The sequence below is a fragment of the Streptomyces purpureus genome, assembly GCF_014648195.1.
Taxonomy (GTDB): Bacteria; Actinomycetota; Actinomycetes; order Streptomycetales; family Streptomycetaceae; genus Streptomyces; species Streptomyces purpureus.
In genome coordinates, this window is the sequence record NZ_BMQQ01000036.1 from 31,598 (window position 1) to 53,549 (window position 21,952).

Genomic DNA, 21,952 nt, shown 5'->3' on the forward strand with positions numbered 1-21,952 from the left:
GCGCCCGCTTCCGGCACGCCCGCGGCCGGGACTGAGCCCCGGGCCTAGGGGCCCGGCCGGTTCCACGAGCCGCCCGGCTCCGGGACGCCCGCGGCCGGGACCGACCCGGCCAACGGGGCCCAGCGCGGGCCCCGGGGCCCGGCCGGTTGCACGAGGCGCCCGCTTCCCGCACGCCCGCGGCCGGGACCGACCCGGCCAACGGGGCCCAGCGCGGGACCCAGCGCCCGGCCGGTTGCACGACCTGGCAGACTGCGGCTGCCCTGCCCGTCTCCCCGCCCGGGGGAGGCGACGACCCTTCTGGAGGCCCCCATGGCGGACGTGGCCCGCACCGGCCGTTCCCGGTCGCCACGGCGGCACGCACGCGTGGCGGACGTCCGATGACCGCGCAGACCCCGGACCGTGCCGTACGGGCCGAGCCCGGCGCCCTGATCCTGCGCAGCGCGCCGCCCGTACCCACCGCGGCCGTCCTCCTGCTGCACGGCGGCCGCGCGGACGCGTTGGAGCCGCCTCCGTACCTCAACCTTCCCGCCCTGCGCATGCGCCCCTTCGCCGCCGCCACGGCGCGCGCCGTCCGGGGCCGTGACGTACTGATCGCGGAGGTGCGCTACCGCCACCGCGGCTGGAACGGCGCCCGCGCCGACGCGGCCCAGGACGCCGAGGCCGCCCTCGCGCGGCTGCGGGACCGCGCCGGGCCCCTCCCCGTCGTCCTCGTGGGCCACTCCATGGGCGGCCGCGCCGCCCTGCGGGCCGCGGGCGACCCCTTGGTCCGCGGAGTGGTCGCCCTCGCGCCCTGGTGCCCCGAGGGGGAACCGGTCGACCACCTCGCCGGACGCCGCCTCCACCTCCTCCACGACGAGAGCGACAAGGTCACCGCGGCGCGCGAGTCCTGGGAGTTCGTCCGCCGGGCTCGCGCGGCCGGCGCCGACGCGGAGGGCATCACCATGCCCACCGGCGGCCACGCCATGCTGCGCGGCGCGGGCCTGTGGCACCGGCGCACGGCCGCGCTCGTCGCGGGGCTGCTGTCCGAGCGCTGAGCGCGCACGCCCGCCGGGTCGGCCCCCCCGCGGCCGGACGCGCACGGCCCCCGGCCGGCCGTCACCCGGCGGCCGTGAACGCCCCCTCCACGAGGACGGGCACCACCGCGCAGCCGTCCACCTCGGTGGCGACGGCGACGTCCTGGGCGAATCCGTACGCGACGAGCTCGCGGCCGGAGGAACCGGCGCTCACCGCGGCGACGACGTCCGGTGTCGACCGGAACGCCGCGGCCACCACGGAGGCTTCGGGTGAGAGCGCGTCACCGACGTGCTCCTGGAGCGCCGCGACGACGGCCCCGGCGCCAAGCAGGTCCTCCACCGCCGGCCGCAGGGACCCGTCGGGCCACCGCTCGCCCGAGGCGATCACCGCGACGGGCCGCTCGGGCGTGCCGTAGCCCTGTCGGGCGAGCCAGTCCGCGACGGCCTTCGCGTTACGGAGAGCGCCGGCCACCACCACCGCCTCGCCGGCCGAGGCGGAGATGGCGGATCCGTTGGGTGAGGGAAGGACAAGGCGGGGGGTGAAGGGGGCACCGCGCAGCGCCGCTGGAGAAAGCGACCACGGCGACGACGGGCCGGCCTCCCGCCGCCCGACCGCCAGGTCCGCGCCGTTGCGCTCGGCGAACGCGGCCGCCGTCGCATCACGCCAGCGGTAGGGGAACACCCGCGTTCCGGCCTCCACCGCGACCGTCACCGACGTCGTGAACGACAGCACGTCGACGACCACCACACAGTCGACGCCCGTCGCCAGCCGCTCCGCGCCCTCGGGACCCCACTCGAAGCGGACACCGTGGCCTGTCTGCAGGTACCAGTCGCCCATGGATGGTGATCATGCCAGGCGGGTATCCGGGCGTCCCGGGAATCCGCGAGCCCACCGGGCGGACCCGCCGCCCTCCATGACGTGGCGTCACCCACGCGGCGCGGGCGGCGGCGGGCGCAGAGCCCAGCGGACGGCCGCCGTGACGGCGTGGCCGCCGGGGCGGGCCAGGGGGCGCAGCAGCCTGATCCCGTACGGGATGTCCAGCGGCTCCCGCGCCCACGGCGGCAGCAGATCGACGGCCGCCGCGGCGAGCAGCGCGTACACCGGGCGGACCAGCGCCGGCAGCGGCGGGTCGGCCAGCAGGAAGCGGGTCGTCTCCCGGCAGGCGGGCGTGGCGCGCAGCTGCGGCCGGTACGAGGCGATGCGCGCGGCCAGCGCGCGACGGTCCGTCGGCGGGCGGTCGGCGCCCAGCGCACGCGCCACGCGGGCCGCGTCGGCGAGGTACGCGTCATACCCGGCCGGGCTCAGCGGACGGCGGCCGTACCGCTCATGGGCTCGCGCGAAGCACGCCGTCTCGGCGATGTGGACCCAGGTGAGCAGCGCGGGATCGTCGGCCCGGTAGGGGACGCCCTCGCTCGTACGCCCCCGGATCGTCGCGTGCACCGCCCGCACCTGGGCGACCGCCGCCTCGGCGTCCTCGCTCGTACCGAACGTCGTCACCGCGAGGAAGGTGCTGGTCCGCTGCAACCGGCCCCAGGGGTCGCCGCGGTAGCCGGAGTGGGCCGCGACCGCGGCCATGGCCAGCGGGTGCAGCGACTGCAGCAGCAGCGCGGCCAGCCCGCCCACGAACATCGAGGCGTCCCCGTGGACCTCCCGGATGGGCCGCTCGGGCCCGAACCACCGGGGCCCGGGGGTCTCGTGGATGCGCGCGCGGGTCTGCGGCCCGGAGGGACCGGCGACCCGGCGGAAGAGCGCCTCACCCGCTCGCTTCCGGAACGCCTCCGGAGCGCCCCGCGACGCCGACGACCGGGGCATGTGGCCAGTATGCGCCCGCCCGGCCCACCCCCATGGCGGGCGTGGTCGAACCTGTCAGCGCTGCTCCGGGTGGCCCGGCACACGGCTGCTCCGGCCAGGGGCGAACGAGCGGACCGGGGCGGAAACGTAGGCGCGGGCCAGTTCGATCAGGTGTGTCTTCTCGGCCGCGAGGGTGGTCTCCTGGCCGTGGCGGGTGAGGAGGGACGGGGGCGGCTCCCCCTGAATAGACGATTCTGCGGGCGACTGGCACCGCGGGTGGCCCGCCAGTTTGGCGTGGCGGGCCGCCTTCACCACGCACGCGAGCACGGTCGCGTCCGCGCGCGCCCGGAAGGGCCCAAGGCTCCGGACGTGGTCCTGGGCCAGCGGGGCGATTCCCTGCGGGACGTAGCGTTCGAGTTCCAGCATGGCGTCCCGGATCTCGATGACCTTGCGGTAAGCCAGCAGGTGGCGGGGGACCGGCGGCCAGAAAAGTTCCAGGAGCCGCGTACGGCGCGTGGTCAGGACCACCTGCGGGACCGCGTCCGCCAGCTCCCGCCACAGGGGCCACAGACGCCACACCGTCCGGGCGTCGGCCAGGGCGCCGCGGGCGGAGACCACGGTGGGGATGAGGACGGCCGCCGCACGGAACACGGCATGCAGGCTGATCAGGAGCGGAAGGTACGGCTGAGCCCAGGTCCCGCCCAGGGTGAGCAGGAGCAGCCGGCCCACCCAGAAGAGCCCGGCCAGTGCGGTGCCCGTGGCGAACAGCCAGAGCGCGGCGGCGAGCGGACGGTCGTCCGTGCGCAGGCCGTACCAGCAGCAGACGATCACGCAGACGGTGTTGGCCACCGCATGGGTCACGATGAGTGTCAGCCAGTAGGCGGCCGAGGGCGCGGGGCCGCCGGCGGCGGTGATGGCGTGTGTCAGGTGGGGCGGCGCGGACAGGTCGAGGAACAGCACGGCGGCCAGGATCACGCCGACGGTGCAGCACAGGCCGGTGCGGAGCGGGTGGCTGCCGCTGGGCGCGGACAGGAAGTACAGCACCGCGCCCGCCGACACCACGCCGATCATGTTCTTCGTCAGTTCGACGACGTGGTCGGTGCCGGCGAGGCCCGTCACGAGATGGGTGACGGCGGGCAGGTCGAGTGCCATCGCCGCTCCCGCGGTGGCGACGGCCAGCCACAGTCCGCGCTGGTCCGGGGCGCGCAGGGACGGTGCGGCGCGGAGGAGGACGGCGAGGCAGAGGACGAGGCAGCTCGGGTAGGTGAGCCATGATCCGAGCGTGGCCAGGGAGGCGGTCAGCACTCGGGGTCCCGCACCCCGAGAGCCGCTCCCAGGCTGGCGAGCGGGCCGTGTCGTTCGCGGCGGGACGGCCGGTCGGCGTGGGTCCGCAGGAGGCTGGCGAGCAGTTCGGCCTCACGCTCCTGGGACGTGGAGTAATTCGTGCGCCCGAGGAGGCGTCGTACCAGACGCGGATCGAGGTCGGGCAGGACCGAACTCAGGTCGTCCCTCCCGCCGCGGCCGGTGTCTTGCGTCACCGGATGGTGGTCGAAGAGCATATGACCGAACTCGTGCAGCACGATGTGTTCCTGATGGAGCGTCGAGGTGTGCGGCTCGTAGAAAATGTGGTCGTCGGTGGCCGTCGCGAGCCACAGACCGCAGGCGCCGGCCGACGCCGCCTCGAGCGGCAGGGGGTGGAGGTGGAGCGGCCGTCCGCGTTGCGCCGCGACGTGGTCGCGGAAGGTCTCGATGGAGAAGGGGCGGGGCAGACTGACCTGTTGGGCAAGCTCCCGGCAGCGCCGATGCAGGGTGAGTCGTCGCGGCACGTATCTACCGTCCCTCGGTGGCGGGTCCGGGCCTGTCCTCCGTCATGGGATCGCCCTCTCCTTCGTCCCTTCCGTCGCGGCGTTCGCCTTCCGTGTCCGCGTCTGCCTCCGGCGGCCCGACCTCCGAGAGGTTCTGCACCTTCCGGGCCTCGTTCACGATGGTCAGCAGGGAGTCGAGGCTCGCGGGTGACAGGCCCGAGGCCCGCATCGCCAGATTGCGCACCTTGGCGTCGCGCAGTGCGGTGGCGAGCGCCAGTTGGGCCTTCACCCGTTGCGAGACCTCCTCGTTGAGGAAGTACTCGGGCGGGACGCCGAAGAACTGGGCCAGCACGTCGAGCTGTTCGAGAGTGATGTTGCGCTTCTTGCCCGTGGCGAGTTCCCACAGGTACGTCGCCGAGATGGAGCCGCCGGTCGTGGCGCTGATCTCCCTGGCGAGACGGGCGTATCCCGGCCGTTGCTGCTCATCGGGGTAGACGGCGTGGATCAGTTCGGTGAGCCGTTGGTCGAACTTCCGCAGCAGCGGACGCACACCGTCATGGTGTGCCGGTTCCCTGCCCATCCCACGCCTCTCTTCCGACGACTCTTACGAGGCCACAGGGCATGTCTATCCCTGTTCGCGGAAGCGGACAAGCATGATCCCGGACAAGGGCGAGAGGAGGCTGTCCGTCTCAGCGGACATGTTGACGCTTCTTCGTACGCTGCCATAACGTCACGTCCCGCCTACGATCAGCGCCCGTTGGGCGTCGCTCCACTTCTGGAAAGGATCGCGATCGCATGGTGCAGCCGAGTGACACGCAGGGCCGGTGGATGACCCCGACCCACCGCCTGCCATCGGCGTCCGCCGCGTCCGCGGGTACGCGCCCATGACGAGAACCGGCGCGGGGCGTCAAGGCGGCTGACGCCTCGCCCCCGGCGCCACACACCCCCTCAAGAAGAATCCCCCTCTCCCCCCACCCCCTCCTCCCACACTCGCGGCCCTATGAGCCGGCCGGCCCCATGAGGCGTCGCCTCATGCCGTCCGCGCGCCTCCGTGCGGCGGCCTCCTGTCCCGGCACCCTTCGCCCGCACGCGTACGCCGCTCCCGCATGCCGCGCGGGCGGCGTCGTTCCACCGTTCCCGTCAGCGATGACGCGTACTTCTGGAGGCATTGATGTTCGAAGCGTCCGATCAAGGGCAGACGTCGACCTTTGACATCGACATACGTTCCCTGCGGCCCGCCGACTCGCCGCGGTTCACCCTCGACCACGCGCACATACGGATGCTCGCCGAGAGCGAGGTGGACTTCCCGCCGATCCTGGTGCACCGGGCGACCCGGCGCGTCGTCGACGGCATGCACCGAGTGCGGGCCGCGGAACTGCGCAACTTACCTACCGTAAGCGCGCGTTGGTTCGACGGGGACGAGCAGGCGGCCTTCCTGCTCGCGGTCGAGTCCAACATGCGACACGGCCTGCCGCTCTCCCGTGACGAGCGGAAACAGGCCGCGCTGCGCATCTTATGCGCGCACCCCGACTGGTCCGACCGGAGCATCGCCGAGATGACCGGTTGGAACGCCACCGGTGTGGGGCTGCTGCGCCGGGACCTTGCGGACGCCGGCGCGCGGCCGGAGGCGCGCGTCGGCCGGGACGGCCGCGTCCGTCCGACGAGCACCGCCGAGGGACGGCGCATGGCCGCCGAGGTGATCCGGCGCAACCCGGCGGCCTCCCTGCGGGAGATCGCGCGGGAGTCCGGGATCTCGGTGGGGACCGTGCGTGACGTGCGCCGCCGCCTGGCCGACGGACAGGAGGCCGTCCCGGCCGACAGGCAGGGACCCGCTCCCACGGACGAGGGCGGTCCCACGGGCGCCGCGCCCACCGGCCCCGACGAGAACCGCAGGACACCGGAGCACATGCCCGACCTCGCGCGCCGCATCACCCTCTTCGACGGGCTCCGCAACGACCCCTCGCTGCGGCTCAGCGAGAACGGACGGCTCGTGCTGCACCGCCTGCGCACACAGTTGCAGACCACCGAGGAGTGGAAGCGGCTTGCCCCCACCATCCCGCTGCACGGACGGAACGCCGTCGCGGACATCCTGTCCGCCTGCGCGGACGACCTCAAGGGAATGGCCAGGGAGCTGCGGTCCGTCGAGGATTCCCTGGCCGGTTAACGCCCTCCGTCCGCGGCGCCGTGCAGCATTCCGTACGGAATGTCGCGCGGCGTCCTCCCCCTCGCCCGGGACATGGGCGTCACCCCGTGGGCGACGGCGGTGACCACGAGCCGACGGCTGACCTGCCATCGCCCGTGGAACACCTGGAGCGGTCGTCCCTCGGGGTCGTGCCCGGTCTTCAGGAGACGGGCCCGGAAGGTCAGCCGGTGCGGGTCGAGGGTCACCTCCGCCTCCCGGAAGTCCAGCCAGGTCCCGGCGAGCGGGAACCACGCCTTGTAGACGGACTCCTTGGCGCTGAAGAACACCCGGTCCCAGTGCAGTGCCGGACGGGCGTGGCGCAGCGTGGCCAGATGGTTCCGTTCGGCCGGTGACGCGATGCGGGCGAGGAGACCCGGCGGCAGCGGCGCGTGTGGTTCCGCGTCGATGCCCAGGGCCGCGACGTCGGTCCGCCGCGAGACGGCGGCGGCCCGATAGCCGTCGCAGTGGGTCATCGAGCCCACCACGCCCTCCGGCCAGGTCGGCGCCCCCCGCTCCCCAGGGACCATCGGTCCCGCGGGCCGGCCGAGGACCGTCAGGGCGACGCGCGCGCAGTGGCGTACGGTCGCGAACTCCTTGCGCCGGCGCTCGACCGCGCGGCTCAGCACGGCAGCCTCCTCCGGGAAGAGCCAGGCGTCCGGGATGTCACCGAACTCCTCGGCGCTCAGTGCGGCCGGGGGCAGCAGCCGGGTGAGGAGGGTGGCGGTCATCGCGTCTCCTGCGACCGCTTGGCGCCCACGGGACGGGCGAGCGCGGTGCGCGGGGCCGCAGCCTCCCACTCCTCGGCCAGTTCCCGCAGGTCCGCGTCTATCGCTTGGCGCGGATAGGCCCAGCGCAGCAGCGGTGCGGTCATGGCGGTGGTGAGGAGGGCCATGACGACCATCAGCGAGTACAAATCGGTGTCCAGCAGCCCTAGTTGCAGACCGACGCCGAGAATGATCAGCTCGGTGAGCCCGCGAGTGTTCATGAGGACGCCCAGCGTGGTGGCCGAGCGCCCGGGCCGGCCGGCGATCCGTGCCCCGAGGTAGGCGCCGCCGAACTTTCCGCCGACCGCCACGAGAAGGATGAGCCCGAGCTCACCGAGCCCGTCGCCGCCCACGGTCGTCAGGTCGACCTTCAGCCCGGCCACGGTGAAGTACACGGGCAGCAGCATCCAGGTGACCGTCTCGAACCGCTCCGCCACCGTCGCGCGCAGCCTCTCCGTGCCCTTGCGCGGCACGATCGCGCCGGCCAGGAACGCCCCGAAGATGAAGTGCAGCCCCAGCCATTCGCTCAGCGCGCCGGAGACGAGCAGCAGCACCGTCAGCGCCCCCAGGACTCCCGTGCCGAGCCCCCGCTCCTCCGCTCCTCGCCCACCGGCTCCTCGGCCACGCGGCTCCGGCGCGGCCAGGAGCCTGTCGAGCAGGGGCCTCACCACCCCCACCATGACCACGGCGTACGGCACGACCAGCAGGACCTGCCAGGAACTCTGGCTCCCCGTGAAGGTCAGCACGGCCGCAAGCAGGAGCCAGGCGACCACGTCCCCGACGGCCGCGCTCGCCATCGCCAGCGCCCCGACCCTGGTGTGCTGGATACCCCGGTCGGTGAGGATGCGGGCCAGGACCGGGAACGCCGTGATGGACATGGCGGCTCCGATGAACAGCAGGAAGCCGAGCCGGTGGCCCACCGCGTGGTCGTGCCACAGGTACGACGCCAGCACCACGCCCAGTACGAAGGCGCAGACGATCGATCCGACGGACACCCCGACCGCGGCCCGCCCGTTCCCGCGCAGCAGCCTGTGGTCGAGTTCGAGACCGACGAGGAACATGAACAGCGCGACACCGAGGTTGCCGAGCGTCGTGAGCATCGGCCGGATGTCCAGCGGGAAGAGCGCCTCGGCGAGAGCTCCGTGGAACAAGGTCGGCCCGAGCAGGATGCCGGCCAGGATCTCCCCGATGACGGCGGGCTGGCCGCACCGCCGCGCGAGGCGCCCGAGCACATGCGCGAGCGCGATGATCAACGCCAGACCGACCATGATCATGGCGGTGTGGTGGGTGGTCACGAACACTCCTTCTCCACAGGCCGACGAGCGCGCGACGGCGGCGGGTGTCGGACCCGGTCGGATGCAACGCAGAGCCCCTGCCGCCTGGGTGTCTATTCGTTAGACACGGCGATCCGGGCGTTGCTATGTTGGAAAACATGTCCAGTCCTGAGGCGGAAAGAAGCCTGCCACCGGTGATCCGGTGGCTGTTCGCGTAACTTCCTGACGACCCTGCTCTCTTCGGCGTCATCGCCGAGCAGTGCGTCGCGCATCCGCCACGGATCAACCGCATCGCGGGATCACGGCCCGAGGTCTCCCGGGCCCGTCTCCCACGCGACCACATGGCCTTTCGCCCGTGCGTCGCGCCTTCCTGTTCTGCGATGTAGTTGGAGCTTCTTCATGCCATTCGCCATCTACGTTCTCGGGCTGGCCGTCTTCGCCCAGGGAACGTCGGAATTCATGCTGTCGGGTCTGGTGCAGGACATCGCCGCTGATCTCGGCGTGTCCATTCCCGCCGTCGGTTCGCTCACCTCGGCCTTCGCCGTCGGCATGATCGTCGGCGCGCCGCTGGTCGCGATGCTCAGCCTCCGCTGGCCGCGCCGCCGGGCGCTGCTGGCCTTCCTCGTCACCTTCCTTCTGGCGCACGTCGTCGGCGCGCTCACCAGCAGCTTCGAGATCCTGTTCGTCACGCGCGTGATCGCCGCGCTGGCCAACGCCGGGTTCCTCGCGGTCGGCCTCGCGACGGCCGCGAGCATGGCCGGTCCCCAGGCCAAGGGCCGGGCGACGTCGGTGCTGCTGAGCGGTGTCACCCTCGCCTGCATCGCGGGGGTTCCCCTCGGTGCGGTCCTGAGCGAGTTCTGGGGCTGGCGCTCCGCCTTCTGGGGTGTGGCCGTCATCTCCGCCCCCGCCGTCTTCGCGATCCTGCGCTCCGTACCGGCGACGCCCGCCGACGCCGGGGCGCCGAGCGTCCGGCACGAGCTGCGGGCGCTGCGCGCTCCGAAGCTGCTCCTGACGCTGGTCCTCGGTGCGCTGGTCAACGGTGGGACGTTCTGCTCGTTCACCTACCTCACCCCCGTCGTCACGAATGTCACGGGCCTGAGCACCGGATGGGTGCCCGCCGCGCTGGCGCTGTTCGGCATCGGGTCCTTCGTCGGGGTCAACCTGGGCGGTCGGCTGGCGGACAGCCGGCCCGGCCAGGTGCTGGCGGTCGGTGGCGTGGCGCTGCTGGCGGGCTGGCTGCTGTTCGCCCTCACGGCCGGCAACCCGGTCGTGGCGCTGGTGCTCGTCTTCGTCCAGGGCACGCTGTCGTTCGGTGTGGGCTCCACGCTGATCGCGCAGGCGCTGTACACGGCGTCGGAGGCGCCCACGCTGTCCGGCGGCTTCGCCACCGCCGCGCTGAACGTCGGTGCGGCGGCCGGACCGGCCCTGGGTGGTGTGGCCATCGGCGCGGACCTGGGTTTCCGATCCCCGCTGGTGGTGAGCGCCCTGCTCGTGGCCACCGCACTGGTGCTCGCGGGCGTCGCCCGGGCGATCGGCACCGCCGGTGGCGGCGTCTCCAAGGCGAACCGTCCGGTGGAACGTCCGGCGGAGGCCCGTTCCTGACGGGGCCCCGCGGTCTCCGGTGGCCCGTCCTCCGAACGGGGGGCGGGCCACCGCCGTGTGTGGGCCATGTCAGAGCAGCGAAAGGAAGTGGGAGACCATGTCCGCCGACTGCTCGGGGTTCAGACGCGGGTCGCAGGTGGAGCGGTAGTCCGTGAAGGACGGCTCCTCGTCACGCTCCGACACGCACTCCGTGACCGGGTCCGGGGTCAGCTCCAGGTGGAGGCCGCCGGGCCACTGTCCACGGGCGTGCAGCACCCGGATGAACGAGGCGACCTCGGCCCGCATCGGTTCGATCAGCCGGGTCTTGTGACCGCGGACCCGCACCCCGTTGCCGTGCATGGGGTCGCAGAGCCAGACAACCGGTGCGCCCTCGCGCGCGACCGCGTCGACCACCGGCGGCAGGAGCCGGTCCACCTCCTTCGCGCCGAAGCGGACGATGAAGGTGAGCCGTCCCGGAACGCCTTCCGGGTTCAGCGTCCGGCTCAGCTCGACCGCGTCCTCCGGCGACACGGTCGGCCCGAGCTTGACACCGACCGGGTTGTGCACGGTCCGTGCGAGGGCGATGTGTGCGCCGTCCGCCCGTCGCGTCCGCTCGCCGATCCAGCCGAAGTGCGCGGAACCGCTGTACGCGCCGCGGGCCCCCTCCCGTACCAAGGGCCGCTCGTAGGGCATGAGCAGCAACTCGTGGGAGGCGTACACCCGTTCCAGGATGGGCCGTCCCGACCAGGAGCGGCGGAGCTCGCTGAGGACGAGCGTCGAGCATTCGTACGCGGTGACCAGCCGACGCGGGTCCGGGATCCGCGCCGTCGGGTCGAACTCCGGGTCGTTCACGGCGTCGCCGCAGTAACTGGGCATCCGCCGGCCGGAGTCCTCCGTCTCGAAGGGGGAGGACCGCGGTTTGCCGTACTGGCCGGCGATCCGGCTCACGGCCACCGTGGGGGAGCGGCTGCCCGCCCGCATGATCGCGGCGAGTCCTTGGAGGGTGTCCACCTTCTGCCGCACCAGTTCCGGTACGGCCTCGTGGAAGCGCTCGGCGCAGTCACCGCCCTGGACGAGAAGGGCCGAGCGCCGGGCGACCAGCTCCATCCCGCGCATGAGGTCGACGGCCTCGTCCTCGGTGGTGAGCGCGGGCAGTGCGGCCAGCTCCCGTTCCACCTCCTCGAGGACCGCTTCGTCCGGCCAGTACGGCTGCTGAGCCGCCGGAAGCCCGCTCAGGGACGCGTACGTCGTGGCCGTGTGCATCGTGGGCGCGTGCATCGTGGACTCCTCATCGTCGGTCGCCGGCTTCCCGGCTCATCACCAGGTCCTCCACGCGGCACATCTCGGCGATGATCGCGTCGTAGAGGTTCACCAGGAAGGTCTCGTCGAGGCCGTGCTCGGCCGCGTAGCGCGCGGCCCGCTCCTTCACCAGATGGATCCGGCCGGGCTGCATCATCGGGACGCCGTGGCGGGACTTGTGCCGGGCGATACGGACGCCGCAGTCGATGCGGCGGCGCAGTGTGTCCAGCAGAGTCCCGTCCAGGTGGTCGAGTTCCGTGCGCAGCCGGGCCAGTTCGTCCTGCTTGGTCATCGGTCCGTCTCGCCTCCGCCGTCGGTGGGTTGGATGGTGCGGAACAGCGCGTGGCACTGGTCCTGGTACGACGCGAGCTCCGGCCCCATGAGCCGCCGGAGCCGCTCGAAGGCGGCATCCATGCCCCGCGCCGCATCGCCCTCGTCCGTACACCCGCCCTCTTCGACGAGTGAGGCGAAGCTCCGCAGCGCGTCGCAGAGGGCCTGGCGCGCGGACGCGGCATGGGGATTGGAGCGCTGGATCTCCCCGTACACCTCGGGGCTGCCGCCGAGCACCCGGGCCAGCAGGGCGAGCAGCGTGACATGGGGCGGCGGCGCCGTGGACGTCAACGTGCTTACGTCCACGTCGAGTTGGGTGAGGGCCAGGCCGAACGAGACGATCACCGCGTGGGTCAGTGCCTGCGTGGCGGCCGCCGTCCGGTCGTGTTCCTCGGGTGCAAGCCGTACGGGTCGCCCGCCCTGCCGCTCGATGAGCCGCAGGAGGGCGGTCACACCGGGCCCGTCCCGCGTGACCACGGCGGCGACGGGCCGGCCCGCCATACCCGCGCTCGGCGCGAACATGGGGTTCAGGCCGACGTGTTCGACGGTGGGGGCGTGGGCCGCGAGTTCCGCGGCCATGGCCGTCCTGACGGACAGCGTGTCGGCGAGCAGTGCGCCCGGCCGCATCAGCCGCGTCACCGGCGCCACGGCCTTGAGGGCGACCGCCTCGTGGACGGCGAGCAGGACGAGGTCCGCATCGGCGAGGGCGGCCGACAGCTCGGGGCCGGGAGCGGTGATGTCGGCCACGACGCAGGCGTCACGCTCGGCCGGGGGCGGCGCGATGTCCACGACGACCGTCCGGCTGCCGGCCTCGCGCAGCAAGCCGGCGAACATGCCGCCCACCGCTCCGCACCCGCCGACCACGACGCTGCGCCCGAAGCCGCTCACCGCGCCTCCGCCACGGCCGTGCCCTGGAGGGCGGACAGCATGGCACGTGCCTTCACCACGGTCTCGGTGAACTCCTCCTCGTGGTCGGAGAGGGCCACGATCGCACCGCCGACGCCGAAGTCCGCCCGGCCCTCGGTGAGGACGATGGTGCGGATGATGATGCTGAGGTCGGCGGCGCCGCTCAGGGAGAACCAGCCGAGCGCGCCCGAGTACACGCCCCGGGGTCCGTCCTCCAGCCGGTCGATGATCTCCATGGTCCGCTTCTTGGGCGCACCGGTCATGGAGCCGCCGGGGAAGGCCGCACGGACACAGGCGGCGGTACTCGTGCCGGGCCGCAGCCTGCCCCGTATCGTCGACACCAGCTGGTGCACGGGCGCGTAGGTCTCCACCTCGAACAGCCGGGGCACGTGGACCGAGCCGATCGCGCACACGCTGTTGAGGTCGTTGCGGACCAGGTCGACGATCATCAGGTTCTCCGCCCGGTCCTTCTCCCGGCCGGCCAGGTCGGCCCGGAGCAGCTCGTCCTCCTCCGGCGTGGCCCCCCGGGGGCGGGTCCCCTTGATGGGCTTCGACTCGACGCCGCCGTCCGCGCCGATCGTCAGGAACCGCTCGGGCGACGCGCTGAGCACCGACAGCTCGGGGAACTCGAGCAGGGCGCCGTACGGGACGGGGCTGATCTCACGCAGCGCGGTGTAGAGCGGCAGGGCCGTCGCCTCCGTCGGCGCCGTGACCATGTTGGTCAGGCAGATCTCGTACGACTCGCCGTTGCGGATTTCCTCGAGGCACGCGTCGATGCGCTTGAGGTAGGCGTCCTTGTCGTGGCGGGCCATGGCCACGGGCCCGAAGTCCGCCACCGCTTCGACGGAACTGGACATGGGGGTGGGGGTGCGCTCGGCCGGGGCGTGGCCCGCTTGCCCGGTGAGGCGGCCGGCCATGTCCGCGAGCCAGGACCGTGCCCCGGTGTCCTCGCCCCGGCGGTCGAGGGCGAGGAGGTAGCAGCAGCCGTCCTGGTGGTCGAGGACGATCAGCCGGTCGGCGAAGATGAGCGCGGCATCGAGGTGGGGGGACCGGTGCACCGGTTCGCCGATCGTCTCGGCCTTCAGCTCGTAGCCGAGATAGCCGACGTATCCGAGATTGAACTCGAACGGCAGACCGGGCGGTGCGGGCAGGCGCCGGCGGTCGAGTTGCTCCTCCAGGTAGGCGAAGAGGGGTTGCCGGCTCTGCGTCGTCGTCCCGTCGGAGTGGCAGACGCAGACCGTGCCGTCGGCGACGCGGTAGGTGACGTACTCGGCGAGCGGGCCGGTGTCGTCCCCGAGGAACGAGAAGCGGGAGGCGCCCTCGATGACGGCGCTGCTGTCCAGCCAGAAGGAGGCTCCGCCGGGGGACAGGCAGGTCCGCCGTACCTCCTCCGCGTCCGGCAGGGTGTCGACGCGCCGCACATGGACCTCGTAGGGCGAGGCCGCCTGTTCCTGCCGTCGCGCGCGGTGGTGGGCGAGGGCCAGGTCCCGGAAGTTGGCCAGGATCTCACGGCCGAAGTCGCCGCCTATCGACTCCGGGTGGAACTGCACGCCCCAGAGGGGCTTCTCCCGGTGCCTCAGCCCCATGACGACGCCGTCGTCGGTCCAGGCGATGGGCTCCAGATCAGCGGGGAGGTCGCTCGCGGCCAGGGAGTGGTAGCGGACCGCGGAGAACGGCGAAGGCAGTCCCGCGAAGACGTCCACGCCGGTGTGCCGCACCTGGGAGACCCGGCCGTGCATCGGCTCCGGGGCGAGACGGACGGTCCCGCCGAAGAGGTGGGCGATGCCCTGGTGGCCCAGGCAGACGCCGAGGACGGGGAGGCCGCTGTCCATGATCGCCCGACGGCTTATCCCGAAGTCCCTGGCCCGGTCCGGGCTGCCGGGCCCCGGCGACACGACGATCGCGTCGAAGTCCTCGACACGCAGCCGCGACCAGTCCGTGTCGTTGGGTACGACGACGGGGGGCTGTCCGGTCGCCTCGCCGATGTACTGGAAGAGGTTGTGGGTGAACGAATCGTAGTTGTCGATCAGAAGCGTGCGCATGGTGGGCCACCTTGTCTCGGCGCGTCGAGGGGAACTTCGCAGGACACTTCGCAGCGCACTCCGCGGATCACTCGCAGATCACTTCGCGGGGTGCGTCGCTTCAGAGGGGGAGCGTCCGCCGCAGGTGCAGCCGCCCGGCGGACCCGCCCTTGTCCCGGACGTGCCGCACGAGCAGGTCGCTGTCGACGATGGCGGGATGGCTTTCGTCGTAGTCGATCGCCATCACGACGCCCATCCAGGGCTCCAGCCCCATCGCGTACACATAGACCTCGTCGGGCTCCAGGGCGTCGACGATCTCTTTCGCCTGCCGGAAGTTGGAGCCGTTGAGCCGGCGGCTCTGGTCGGTGCGACGGTCGAGCGGCTCCCCGTACAGTGGGCCGTAGATCCAGCTGGCCGCCGCGCCGATGCTCTCCATGCCGATGAAGACGGTGTCGACCCGGCCGATCACCTCCGCCACCTTCGCGTACATCGTCGGCGAGATGTTCGTGGAGTCGGCGGCGAACAGCACCGACCGCTCGCCGAGGCGGAGCAGCCAGCCCGTCTTGCTGCGGATCCGCAGGTCGCCGTGTTCACCGAGGAAGGGCAGCGCCACGACCTCGGCGGAGCCGCAGGACAGCGTCTCCAGGTCGTCGACCTCGACCACGTCGGTGAAGCCGAGCCGTCGCAGGATGCCGGCGAGTCCGGGATCGACCAGGCTCGCGCTGGACGACTTGGGGACCAGGACCCTGCCCACCCGGTGACGGATCCGGAGCAGAGTCTCGAACAGCATGTGGTCCTGGTGGTTGTGGGTGATGAGCAGGTAGTCGACGCGCTCCGGGAGATCGGCGAAGGTGAACCGGTTCTCCGCGCCGCCGGGGTAGCCGCCGTAGCTCAGCACCGGATCCACGAGGAAGGTCGTGCCACGGTGGCGGGCGAACACGCAGGCGTGGCCCACGTAGTCGAGCACGTCGTCCTCGGCGTCCTGGGTGGCAGGGGCGCCAAGGGTGTCCTTGACGGGCTCGAAGTACGAGGTGAACAGGGCCGCCCGGTCCCCGGTGAGCCCGAACCGCGATGCCAGCTCGGCGAGTTCGGCGTCGGTGAGACCACCGCGGAAGACAGCGTCGAGCAGCGGCGAATTCAGGGGGACGTCGACCAGCAGCTGGTCCGGGCGGTACTCCAGCATCGGTGTCGTGAGCGCGAACTCACGGGCGTCGTCCTCGATCGGGCCGAACCTCACCTGCTGCCACGACTCGTCGTAGAACTCGGATGCGTACATCAGCGGTTCGATGAAGCGGTAGTCGGGCGTGCGGTTGTCCCTGCCGTAGAAGACCTCCACACGTCCGGCGAGCGCCGGCGGCAGCTCCTCGTAGACGGGGTCGAGGCATTCGCCGTGGTGGCGGGGCAGGATGTCCTCCTCCAGCTGCCGTATCGCTTCGAAGAGTTCGCCGAGCCGCTCGCGCCACGGTGCCGTGTCCCGGTACCAGGCTTCGATCGCGTCCCGGTGCTCGTAGGCGTGGATCCAGGGGCCGCCGTGCATCCGGCGCTGCCGGACGGCGGCCGCGTGGACCTGCGGGTCGTCGAGGTAACTCTCGACGATGGGGGTGAAGCGGTTGCGGACGAAGCGGGCGAGGGTCTGCGGCGGGAGCAGGTACGACCAGGCGTACCAGCCGGCGATGACCGGCTCGACCGCGATGTTCTGGCGTAACGAGTAGCGCATGGGGCAACTCTCCGTTCCTGCTAGCGCGGTGACGCATGGGCGGCGCCGGTCTCGGCGTCGGTGCCGGTCTCCGTCCCGGTGCCCTCCACGGCCCGGACCGGGGGCACGGCCCGCACGGGGCCGTCCGGTGGCGCCGCCCCGAGCAGACGGCCGAGAATGTCGTGGTCGACCTCCTGGTGGGGCGTACGCCATCCCGGGCCGCTCAGCGCCGCCTGCATCGCGGCCAGCAGCGGTGGGTGGACCTCCTCGCTCTCCCGCACGCGCTCGAACCACTCCGCCGGTGCCAGGACGTCGGTCTCCGAAAGGCCCGCGTGGCGGAGCAGCTCGTCCAGGGCGTAGGTGCGGTGGACGACGACGGCGGAACGGGAGCCCGCGCCCTCCTCCAGGCCCGCGAGGAGGGTCCCGGCCAGGACGCCGACGTCGCAGACCGGCACGTGGCCGTCCAGGCGGGGCATCACGCGCAGTCGGCCGGCGGTCGCGAGCAGGCCGGTGAACCAGTCGTCCTTGAGATGACCGTGGTCCTCGGGCCGGTGGCCGTAGACGAGGCCGGGGCGGTAGTGGGAGACCGCACACCCGAGGGCCGCGAGGGTGTTCACGTACTCCTCACTGATCAGCTTCGACCGGGAATACGGGTCGCCGACGGCCTCCAGCGCCGCCGTGGACAGGGGGACGAAGCTCTCCCCGGCCGAAGCCGCGGAGAGGAAGACGAAGGAGCGGGCCCCCAGGGCGGCCGCGGCGCGGACGACGAGCACGGTGTTGCCGACACTGCCGCTCATCTGGTTGTCGAGCGGCAGCAGGTGGTTGACCTGGTAGCCGCAGTGCACCACGCCGTCGAGCGCCGGTCCGCGCCGCCGCTCCACCCACTGTTCCAGTTCCCCGTAGTCGATGGCGCGTACGTGCCGGTAGTCGGCGGTCTCCCGCCCGAACCGCGTACGGTGCTCGGCCAGCACCCGGTCGGGGTCGCCGGTGCTCACGACCAGGACGGCGCGGCCGATGGACAGCAGCCGGTCCAGGACGTGCCCTCCGATGAAGCCGGAGGCCCCGGTGAGGAGCACGGCCGGGCCGCCGTCCCCGGTCCGCGGCGACGCCTCGCGCCGGGTGTCGCGGCGCAGCAGGGGCAACTCCGCACGCAGCGCTTCCCGTTCGCTCTCGACCCGCCGCAGCAGGGTCTCCACGGCGGACTCGCCCGTCGCGACGGCCTCCCCGCTCAGGTGCCGCAGGAAGGCGGCCGGGGCGAAGTCGTAGTCCATCGCGGCGAAGGCGGCCTCCACCGCGGCCTCGCCGTACGTCTCGGAGAGCTTGACCTGGATCTGGATCATGGCGAGGGAGCTGCCGCCGGCGTCGAAGATCGACATGTCCGGCTCGATCTCGCGGCCGAGGACGGCGGTCACGACGCCGAGTACGTGCCGCAGTTCCATGGCGTCCGGGGCCGGGCCGGCGGCGGGCGCCGCGAGCCGCTCGCGCAGGGCGTTCCGGTCGGGCTTGCCGCCCGCGGTCAGGGGGAGTTCCGTGACGAACACGATCCGGTCCGGTGCTTCCCAGGGGGGTACGGCGCTCCTGATACGGCCCATCAGCGACTCCTCGGTGTCGTCGCCTCCGGCGGTCGTGGCCAGCAGGATCGTGTCGTCCGACCGTACGAGCACGACCTCGCGGGCCAGACGGTGGGAGAGGGTGGACTCGACATGGGCGAGGTTCACACGGTGTCCGAGCCGCTTGACCTGCTCGTCGATCCGTCCGACGTACGAGAGCTCGCCGTCTTCCTCGACGGTGACGAGGTCTCCTGTGAAGTACGCGGGGGCGCCGTCGACCGTACCGAACGCCTTGTTCTCGTCCGCGTTCCCGCCGGCATAACCGAGTGCCACGCCGTCGCCGACGATGACGAGTTCACCGGTTCCGCCGGAGGTGAGGGCGCCGGTGCCGGGGTCGCGCACAAGGGCGCGGAAGCCGTCGATCGGGGTGCCGATGGTGGGGGTGAACTCGGTCAGCTCGGTGAGGGAGAAGCAGACCGTGGCCTCCGTCGGGCCGTAGGCGTTGAAGACCCGGCTGTAGCGGGCCGCCTGGTGGAACTGGCTCACGCCCAGGGCCTCGCCGCAGAACTCGACCTTGCGGATGCGGCGGCGGGCCGCCTCGTCGAGCCGCGCGTACACCGACGGCGACAGCATGGCCAGGTCGCAGCCGTGGGTGGCGATGTGCCGTGACACCGAGCCCATCCAGGAAGCCTGGTCCCATACCGGGACGACGAGGGTCGCGCCCGCGTAGAGGGTCCCGAGGATCTCGCTGACGGAGGCGTCGAAGGAGAGCGAGGCGAAGTGCAGGACCTCGTCGTCCGGCGTGATGTCGAGCAGCCGTCGCAGGGAGCGGCACAGGTTGAGCAGGCCGCCGTGCCCGACGTCGACCAGCTTGGGGGTGCCCGTCGAGCCGGAAGTGAAGATGGAGTACGCGGCGCGGGGGGCGTCCGGCTCCGCGTGCCCGGCCGTGTCGTCCGCGGACGCCGGATCGGCGGGCCACCCGACGTCGCCCGTGTGCAGGGCGGCGACTCCCGCCTTCTCGGCGCGGACCAGCGTCTCGCGGTCGAAGCAGACGACGAGCCCGGCGTCGGCGGCGCGGGCGAAGTCCTCGAAGCGGTCGGCGGGCAGGCCGGGGTTGAGCGGGGTGTGGACGGCGTGGCTGCGCATGGCCGCGAGGGCCCAGATGACGGCTTCCGCCGTATGCTCGCCGGCGACCAGGACACGGCGGCCGGCGGGGCACTCGCGGTCGATCCGGTCGGCGAGCGCACGGGTGAGCCGGCCGAGCTCCCCGTACGTCCAGGTGCGCCCGGCGGTCCGGAGCGCGGTGCGCCCTTGGTGGCGCCGGAAGAGGTCAGTCAGCAGGTCCGAGAGATGCACCGCTTGCTCCTATTCGCTGCTTCAGTCGGTCGAGGAGGCCGGCCGCGGCCTGGGGGGTGAGGAATCCGCGTTTGTACTGCATCCGCAACAGCGGCGGGCCCGGCCAGGACCGGTCGGCGAGGAACTTGAGGTCCTCGAAGACGCGTGCGCTGCGTACGGGGATCCAGCGCCACAGGGTGGGATCAGGGCGCATGAACGTGGTGTCGGAGACGACGACGCGTGGCATCCGGCCGGCCGTGAAGGCCGTGGCGAAGTCGGGGAGGTCGGACATCGTGAACCGGCCGAGCGACTCCTGGAGCCGCCGGGTCTCCGCGAAGTGACCGGGGGTGTAGTCGGCGGCCGACTCGGCCCGGATGACGAGCGGCTTGATCTCCACGTAGTAGCCCCCCGCGGTCGCGAACTCCCAGCGGGAGTACGGGTACTGGAGGACCAGCCCGCCGCCGGTGGTGGCGAGCAGGGCGGCGGTGACCGCGCTGAGCAGTTCGTCGAAGGTCACGCCCTCGCGCAGCGGAAGCCACTCCTGCGCCGAGCGGGAGATGGTGGGGATGCCTTTCCGGCCGGGGATCGGAAGGTCGCCGTGGATCCGGCTCACCTGCGCGGGGTCGGCGCGCGGCAGCCGGGCGAACCGCTCGACCGTCGCCGCGTGGCGGCGGTAGCGGGCGCCGATCCGGCCCACCGTCTCGCCGCGGGCATACGCCCTGATGTGCCGGAGCAGGTCGACCACGTCGGACCCGTCGACGACGAGATGGCTGAACTTGACGAAGACGACGTACCCGCCGTTCGCATGGGGCCAGTAGGCGAGGCGCACGGCCTCGTCGAGCCGCAGAGGGTGGGTGTTGTGGTACGTGCTGACGCGTTCCGCCAGCTCCTCGACGCCGCCGTCGACCGGTCCCGCCTGCGGGGCCAGGGTGACGACCACGTCCTCTTCGGCCACGTCGAGCAGGTCGGCGAGCGCCTGGGTGAGCCCGAGCCTGCGGACGAAGTCCTGCCAGGCGTCGAGGTCCGCGAGCCGCTCGGGGTCGGCGGCGCCGACGAACGCCGTGCACGGGTTGACGTCGCAGTCGAGGCCGAGGTCGGCGAGGAAGCTGTGGATGTCGCGGACGGCGACGGCGCCGGGCCGCAAGCCGACGCGGGGTGCCGCCGCGTGCGTGCCGGCGCTCACCGCGCCACCGTCGTACCCCAGTTGAACTCGACCTCGTCGAGGACGTCCATCTCCGCCAGCAGGCGGTGGATCCCGGAGTGGTCCTGGACGAGGTGGGTACCACCCTGGGCCTCACGCACCTCGGCGGCCGCCTTCTCCCAGCCCCGGACCCCCTCGAAGGCGACGATGCTCTCCCAAGTCGCGAAGTCGGGGGCGACGAAGGCTTCCAGGCCCGCGACGACCTTGTCCAGGAGGAATCGGCGGCGGTCGGCCGGCAGCGCCTCGTACACCTGCTTCATCATCTCGCCGGAGATCGAGGCGTGGCAGTACTCGTCGCGGTTGTGCAGCCGGACGGTGGTGGAGTTGACGACCTGGATCTCCTGGTCGTCGGCGAGGAGATCCAGGTAGGCGTTGATGGAGATCTCCGCGACGGTGGCGAAGCCCAGCGTGGTGAGGCTCCGCTCCCACTGCTCGTCGCACCGGTCGAGGTGTTCCTGGTGGATCGTGGTGATGTGCGAGTCCGGCAGCACTCGGTCGGACAACTCGCTCCGGCGCATCCGCCGCGTCACCGCGCTGCCGTTGATGTGCATCAGCGTGTGGTACTGCTCGTCGACCATGGCCTGGGCGACGGCGAGCTCCAACTGCTGGCCGCCGAGCCCGGGATACGCACCGCCGATGACAAGCTCGAAGGCCGGGTTGGCGATCCGCTGCTCGATCAGCACCGTGTTGCGGTTGTAGGCGATCCACCCCCAGCTCAGCAGCCGGGACCGGGTGTCGTCGGAGAGGCGTTCCCAGATCGGATGGGAGCGGAACGGGACCATGTCCTCGCGGAAATCGGGGCGGTCGATGTCGAAGAGGGCGTAGACATCCGGCTCCTCGCGCTTGACGGCCGCGCGCCGGTGCCAGTTTCCGACCAGTCGGTTGATCACCGCGTTCTCCGCGGGGTCGTTCGGGTCGTACGCCGGTAATCCGGCGACCTGGACGTGCCGCTCGTCGCGTCCGCTTTCGCTGGAGTTCTCGTCCGTGTGTTCGCGCATGGCCCACCCCTTCCTTCTCTTCCCTTTACGGGGCTCTGCCCTTTCCGGGTCCGGCGGTTGTGATTCTGTGGACATTCGCAGTCGCCCGCAAGGTGTGCAGATCACCAGGGTGTGCAACTGAAAGAACGGGACGGTTGCACACCCGCCGGCGCCCGACGGAGAACTCTGTCCAACTGCGTGGCATTGCACGGCCTTGCGTGCGTCG

General features: G+C 72.1%; 18 protein-coding genes. 3 read left to right on the forward strand and 15 right to left on the reverse strand.

Annotation, left to right across the window (positions count from 1 at the left end):
* The first annotated feature begins 377 nt into the window (after nucleotides 1–377).
* A complete protein-coding gene (locus IEZ01_RS30705; RefSeq protein WP_019884653.1) occupies nucleotides 378–1,034 on the forward strand; it encodes an alpha/beta fold hydrolase in 657 nt (218 codons plus the stop codon).
* Nucleotides 1,035–1,095: 61 nt separating this feature from the next.
* Here IEZ01_RS30705 and IEZ01_RS30710 read toward each other — a convergent pair whose 3' ends face one another.
* From IEZ01_RS30710 to IEZ01_RS30730, 5 genes are all read right to left on the reverse strand, one after another.
* Nucleotides 1,096–1,851: a 2-phosphosulfolactate phosphatase gene (locus IEZ01_RS30710; RefSeq protein ID WP_189204956.1), complete on the reverse strand. Its 756-nt coding sequence runs from the start codon at nucleotides 1,849–1,851 to the stop codon at nucleotides 1,096–1,098.
* Nucleotides 1,852–1,938: 87 nt separating this feature from the next.
* Nucleotides 1,939–2,826: an oxygenase MpaB family protein gene (locus tag IEZ01_RS30715; protein WP_189204958.1), complete on the reverse strand. Its 888-nt coding sequence runs from the start codon at nucleotides 2,824–2,826 to the stop codon at nucleotides 1,939–1,941.
* A gap of 54 nt (nucleotides 2,827–2,880) precedes the next feature.
* Nucleotides 2,881–4,110, reverse strand: coding sequence for an MAB_1171c family putative transporter (locus tag IEZ01_RS30720; protein ID WP_019884650.1), 1,230 nt, complete (start codon nucleotides 4,108–4,110; stop codon nucleotides 2,881–2,883).
* Nucleotides 4,104–4,631, reverse strand: coding sequence for a hypothetical protein (locus IEZ01_RS30725; RefSeq protein WP_019884649.1), 528 nt, complete (start codon nucleotides 4,629–4,631; stop codon nucleotides 4,104–4,106). The genes IEZ01_RS30720 and IEZ01_RS30725 overlap by 7 nt, the downstream gene beginning before the upstream one ends.
* Nucleotides 4,632–4,635: 4 nt before the next feature.
* A complete protein-coding gene (locus IEZ01_RS30730) occupies nucleotides 4,636–5,160 on the reverse strand; it encodes a hypothetical protein (protein ID WP_019884648.1) in 525 nt (174 codons plus the stop codon).
* A 621-nt stretch (nucleotides 5,161–5,781) separates the two neighbouring features.
* Between IEZ01_RS30730 and IEZ01_RS30735 the strand changes: the two genes are divergently transcribed.
* A complete protein-coding gene (locus tag IEZ01_RS30735) occupies nucleotides 5,782–6,774 on the forward strand; it encodes a ParB/RepB/Spo0J family partition protein (protein WP_019884647.1) in 993 nt (330 codons plus the stop codon).
* Here IEZ01_RS30735 and IEZ01_RS30740 read toward each other — a convergent pair.
* Nucleotides 6,771–7,520 carry a 4'-phosphopantetheinyl transferase family protein gene (locus IEZ01_RS30740; protein ID WP_019884646.1) on the reverse strand — a complete coding sequence of 250 codons (750 nt, stop codon included), beginning with the start codon at nucleotides 7,518–7,520 and terminating at the stop codon, nucleotides 6,771–6,773. The two genes, IEZ01_RS30735 and IEZ01_RS30740, sit on opposite strands and share 4 nt — an antisense overlap.
* Entirely contained in the window at nucleotides 7,517–8,851 is a 1,335-nt protein-coding gene (locus tag IEZ01_RS30745) for a cation:proton antiporter (RefSeq protein ID WP_052185736.1), read from the reverse strand. Before IEZ01_RS30745 ends, IEZ01_RS30740 begins: the two co-directional genes overlap by 4 nt.
* A 378-nt stretch (nucleotides 8,852–9,229) precedes the next feature.
* On the opposite strand from IEZ01_RS30745, the gene IEZ01_RS30750 reads away from it, so the two are divergent.
* Nucleotides 9,230–10,432, forward strand: a complete 1,203-nt coding sequence (locus IEZ01_RS30750; protein WP_189204961.1) for a Cmx/CmrA family chloramphenicol efflux MFS transporter — start codon at nucleotides 9,230–9,232, stop codon at nucleotides 10,430–10,432.
* A 69-nt stretch (nucleotides 10,433–10,501) separates the two neighbouring features.
* Here the strand turns inward: IEZ01_RS30750 and IEZ01_RS30755 are convergent, their stop codons facing one another.
* The 8 genes from IEZ01_RS30755 to IEZ01_RS30790 all read right to left on the reverse strand — a co-directional run bounded on the left by IEZ01_RS30755 (nucleotide 10,502) and on the right by IEZ01_RS30790 (nucleotide 21,747).
* Entirely contained in the window at nucleotides 10,502–11,689 is a 1,188-nt protein-coding gene (locus IEZ01_RS30755) for a 3-deoxy-7-phosphoheptulonate synthase (RefSeq protein WP_189204963.1), read from the reverse strand.
* 10 nt (nucleotides 11,690–11,699) lie between these two features.
* A complete protein-coding gene (gene cmlD / locus IEZ01_RS30760) occupies nucleotides 11,700–12,002 on the reverse strand; it encodes a 4-amino-4-deoxychorismate mutase CmlD (protein WP_019884642.1) in 303 nt (100 codons plus the stop codon).
* Nucleotides 11,999–12,928 carry a prephenate dehydrogenase/arogenate dehydrogenase family protein gene (locus tag IEZ01_RS30765; RefSeq protein WP_189204965.1) on the reverse strand — a complete coding sequence of 310 codons (930 nt, stop codon included), beginning with the start codon at nucleotides 12,926–12,928 and terminating at the stop codon, nucleotides 11,999–12,001. Before IEZ01_RS30765 ends, cmlD begins: the two co-directional genes overlap by 4 nt.
* Nucleotides 12,925–14,988 carry an aminodeoxychorismate synthase component I gene (gene pabB, locus IEZ01_RS30770; protein ID WP_189204967.1) on the reverse strand — a complete coding sequence of 688 codons (2,064 nt, stop codon included), beginning with the start codon at nucleotides 14,986–14,988 and terminating at the stop codon, nucleotides 12,925–12,927. The genes IEZ01_RS30765 and pabB overlap by 4 nt, the downstream gene beginning before the upstream one ends.
* Before the next feature lie 100 nt (nucleotides 14,989–15,088).
* Nucleotides 15,089–16,684 (reverse strand): MBL fold metallo-hydrolase, encoded by a 1,596-nt coding sequence (locus IEZ01_RS30775; protein ID WP_189204969.1) that lies wholly within the window; start codon nucleotides 16,682–16,684, stop codon nucleotides 15,089–15,091.
* A gap of 20 nt (nucleotides 16,685–16,704) precedes the next feature.
* Nucleotides 16,705–19,569 carry an AMP-binding protein gene (locus IEZ01_RS30780; protein ID WP_189204971.1) on the reverse strand — a complete coding sequence of 955 codons (2,865 nt, stop codon included), beginning with the start codon at nucleotides 19,567–19,569 and terminating at the stop codon, nucleotides 16,705–16,707.
* Nucleotides 19,544–20,731 (reverse strand): hypothetical protein, encoded by a 1,188-nt coding sequence (locus IEZ01_RS30785; RefSeq protein ID WP_019884637.1) that lies wholly within the window; start codon nucleotides 20,729–20,731, stop codon nucleotides 19,544–19,546. Before IEZ01_RS30785 ends, IEZ01_RS30780 begins: the two co-directional genes overlap by 26 nt.
* On the reverse strand, nucleotides 20,728–21,747 hold the full coding sequence (locus IEZ01_RS30790) for an AurF N-oxygenase family protein (RefSeq protein WP_019884636.1): 1,020 nt from the start codon (nucleotides 21,745–21,747) through the stop codon (nucleotides 20,728–20,730). Before IEZ01_RS30790 ends, IEZ01_RS30785 begins: the two co-directional genes overlap by 4 nt.
* Between the last annotated feature and the right edge of the window lie 205 nt (nucleotides 21,748–21,952).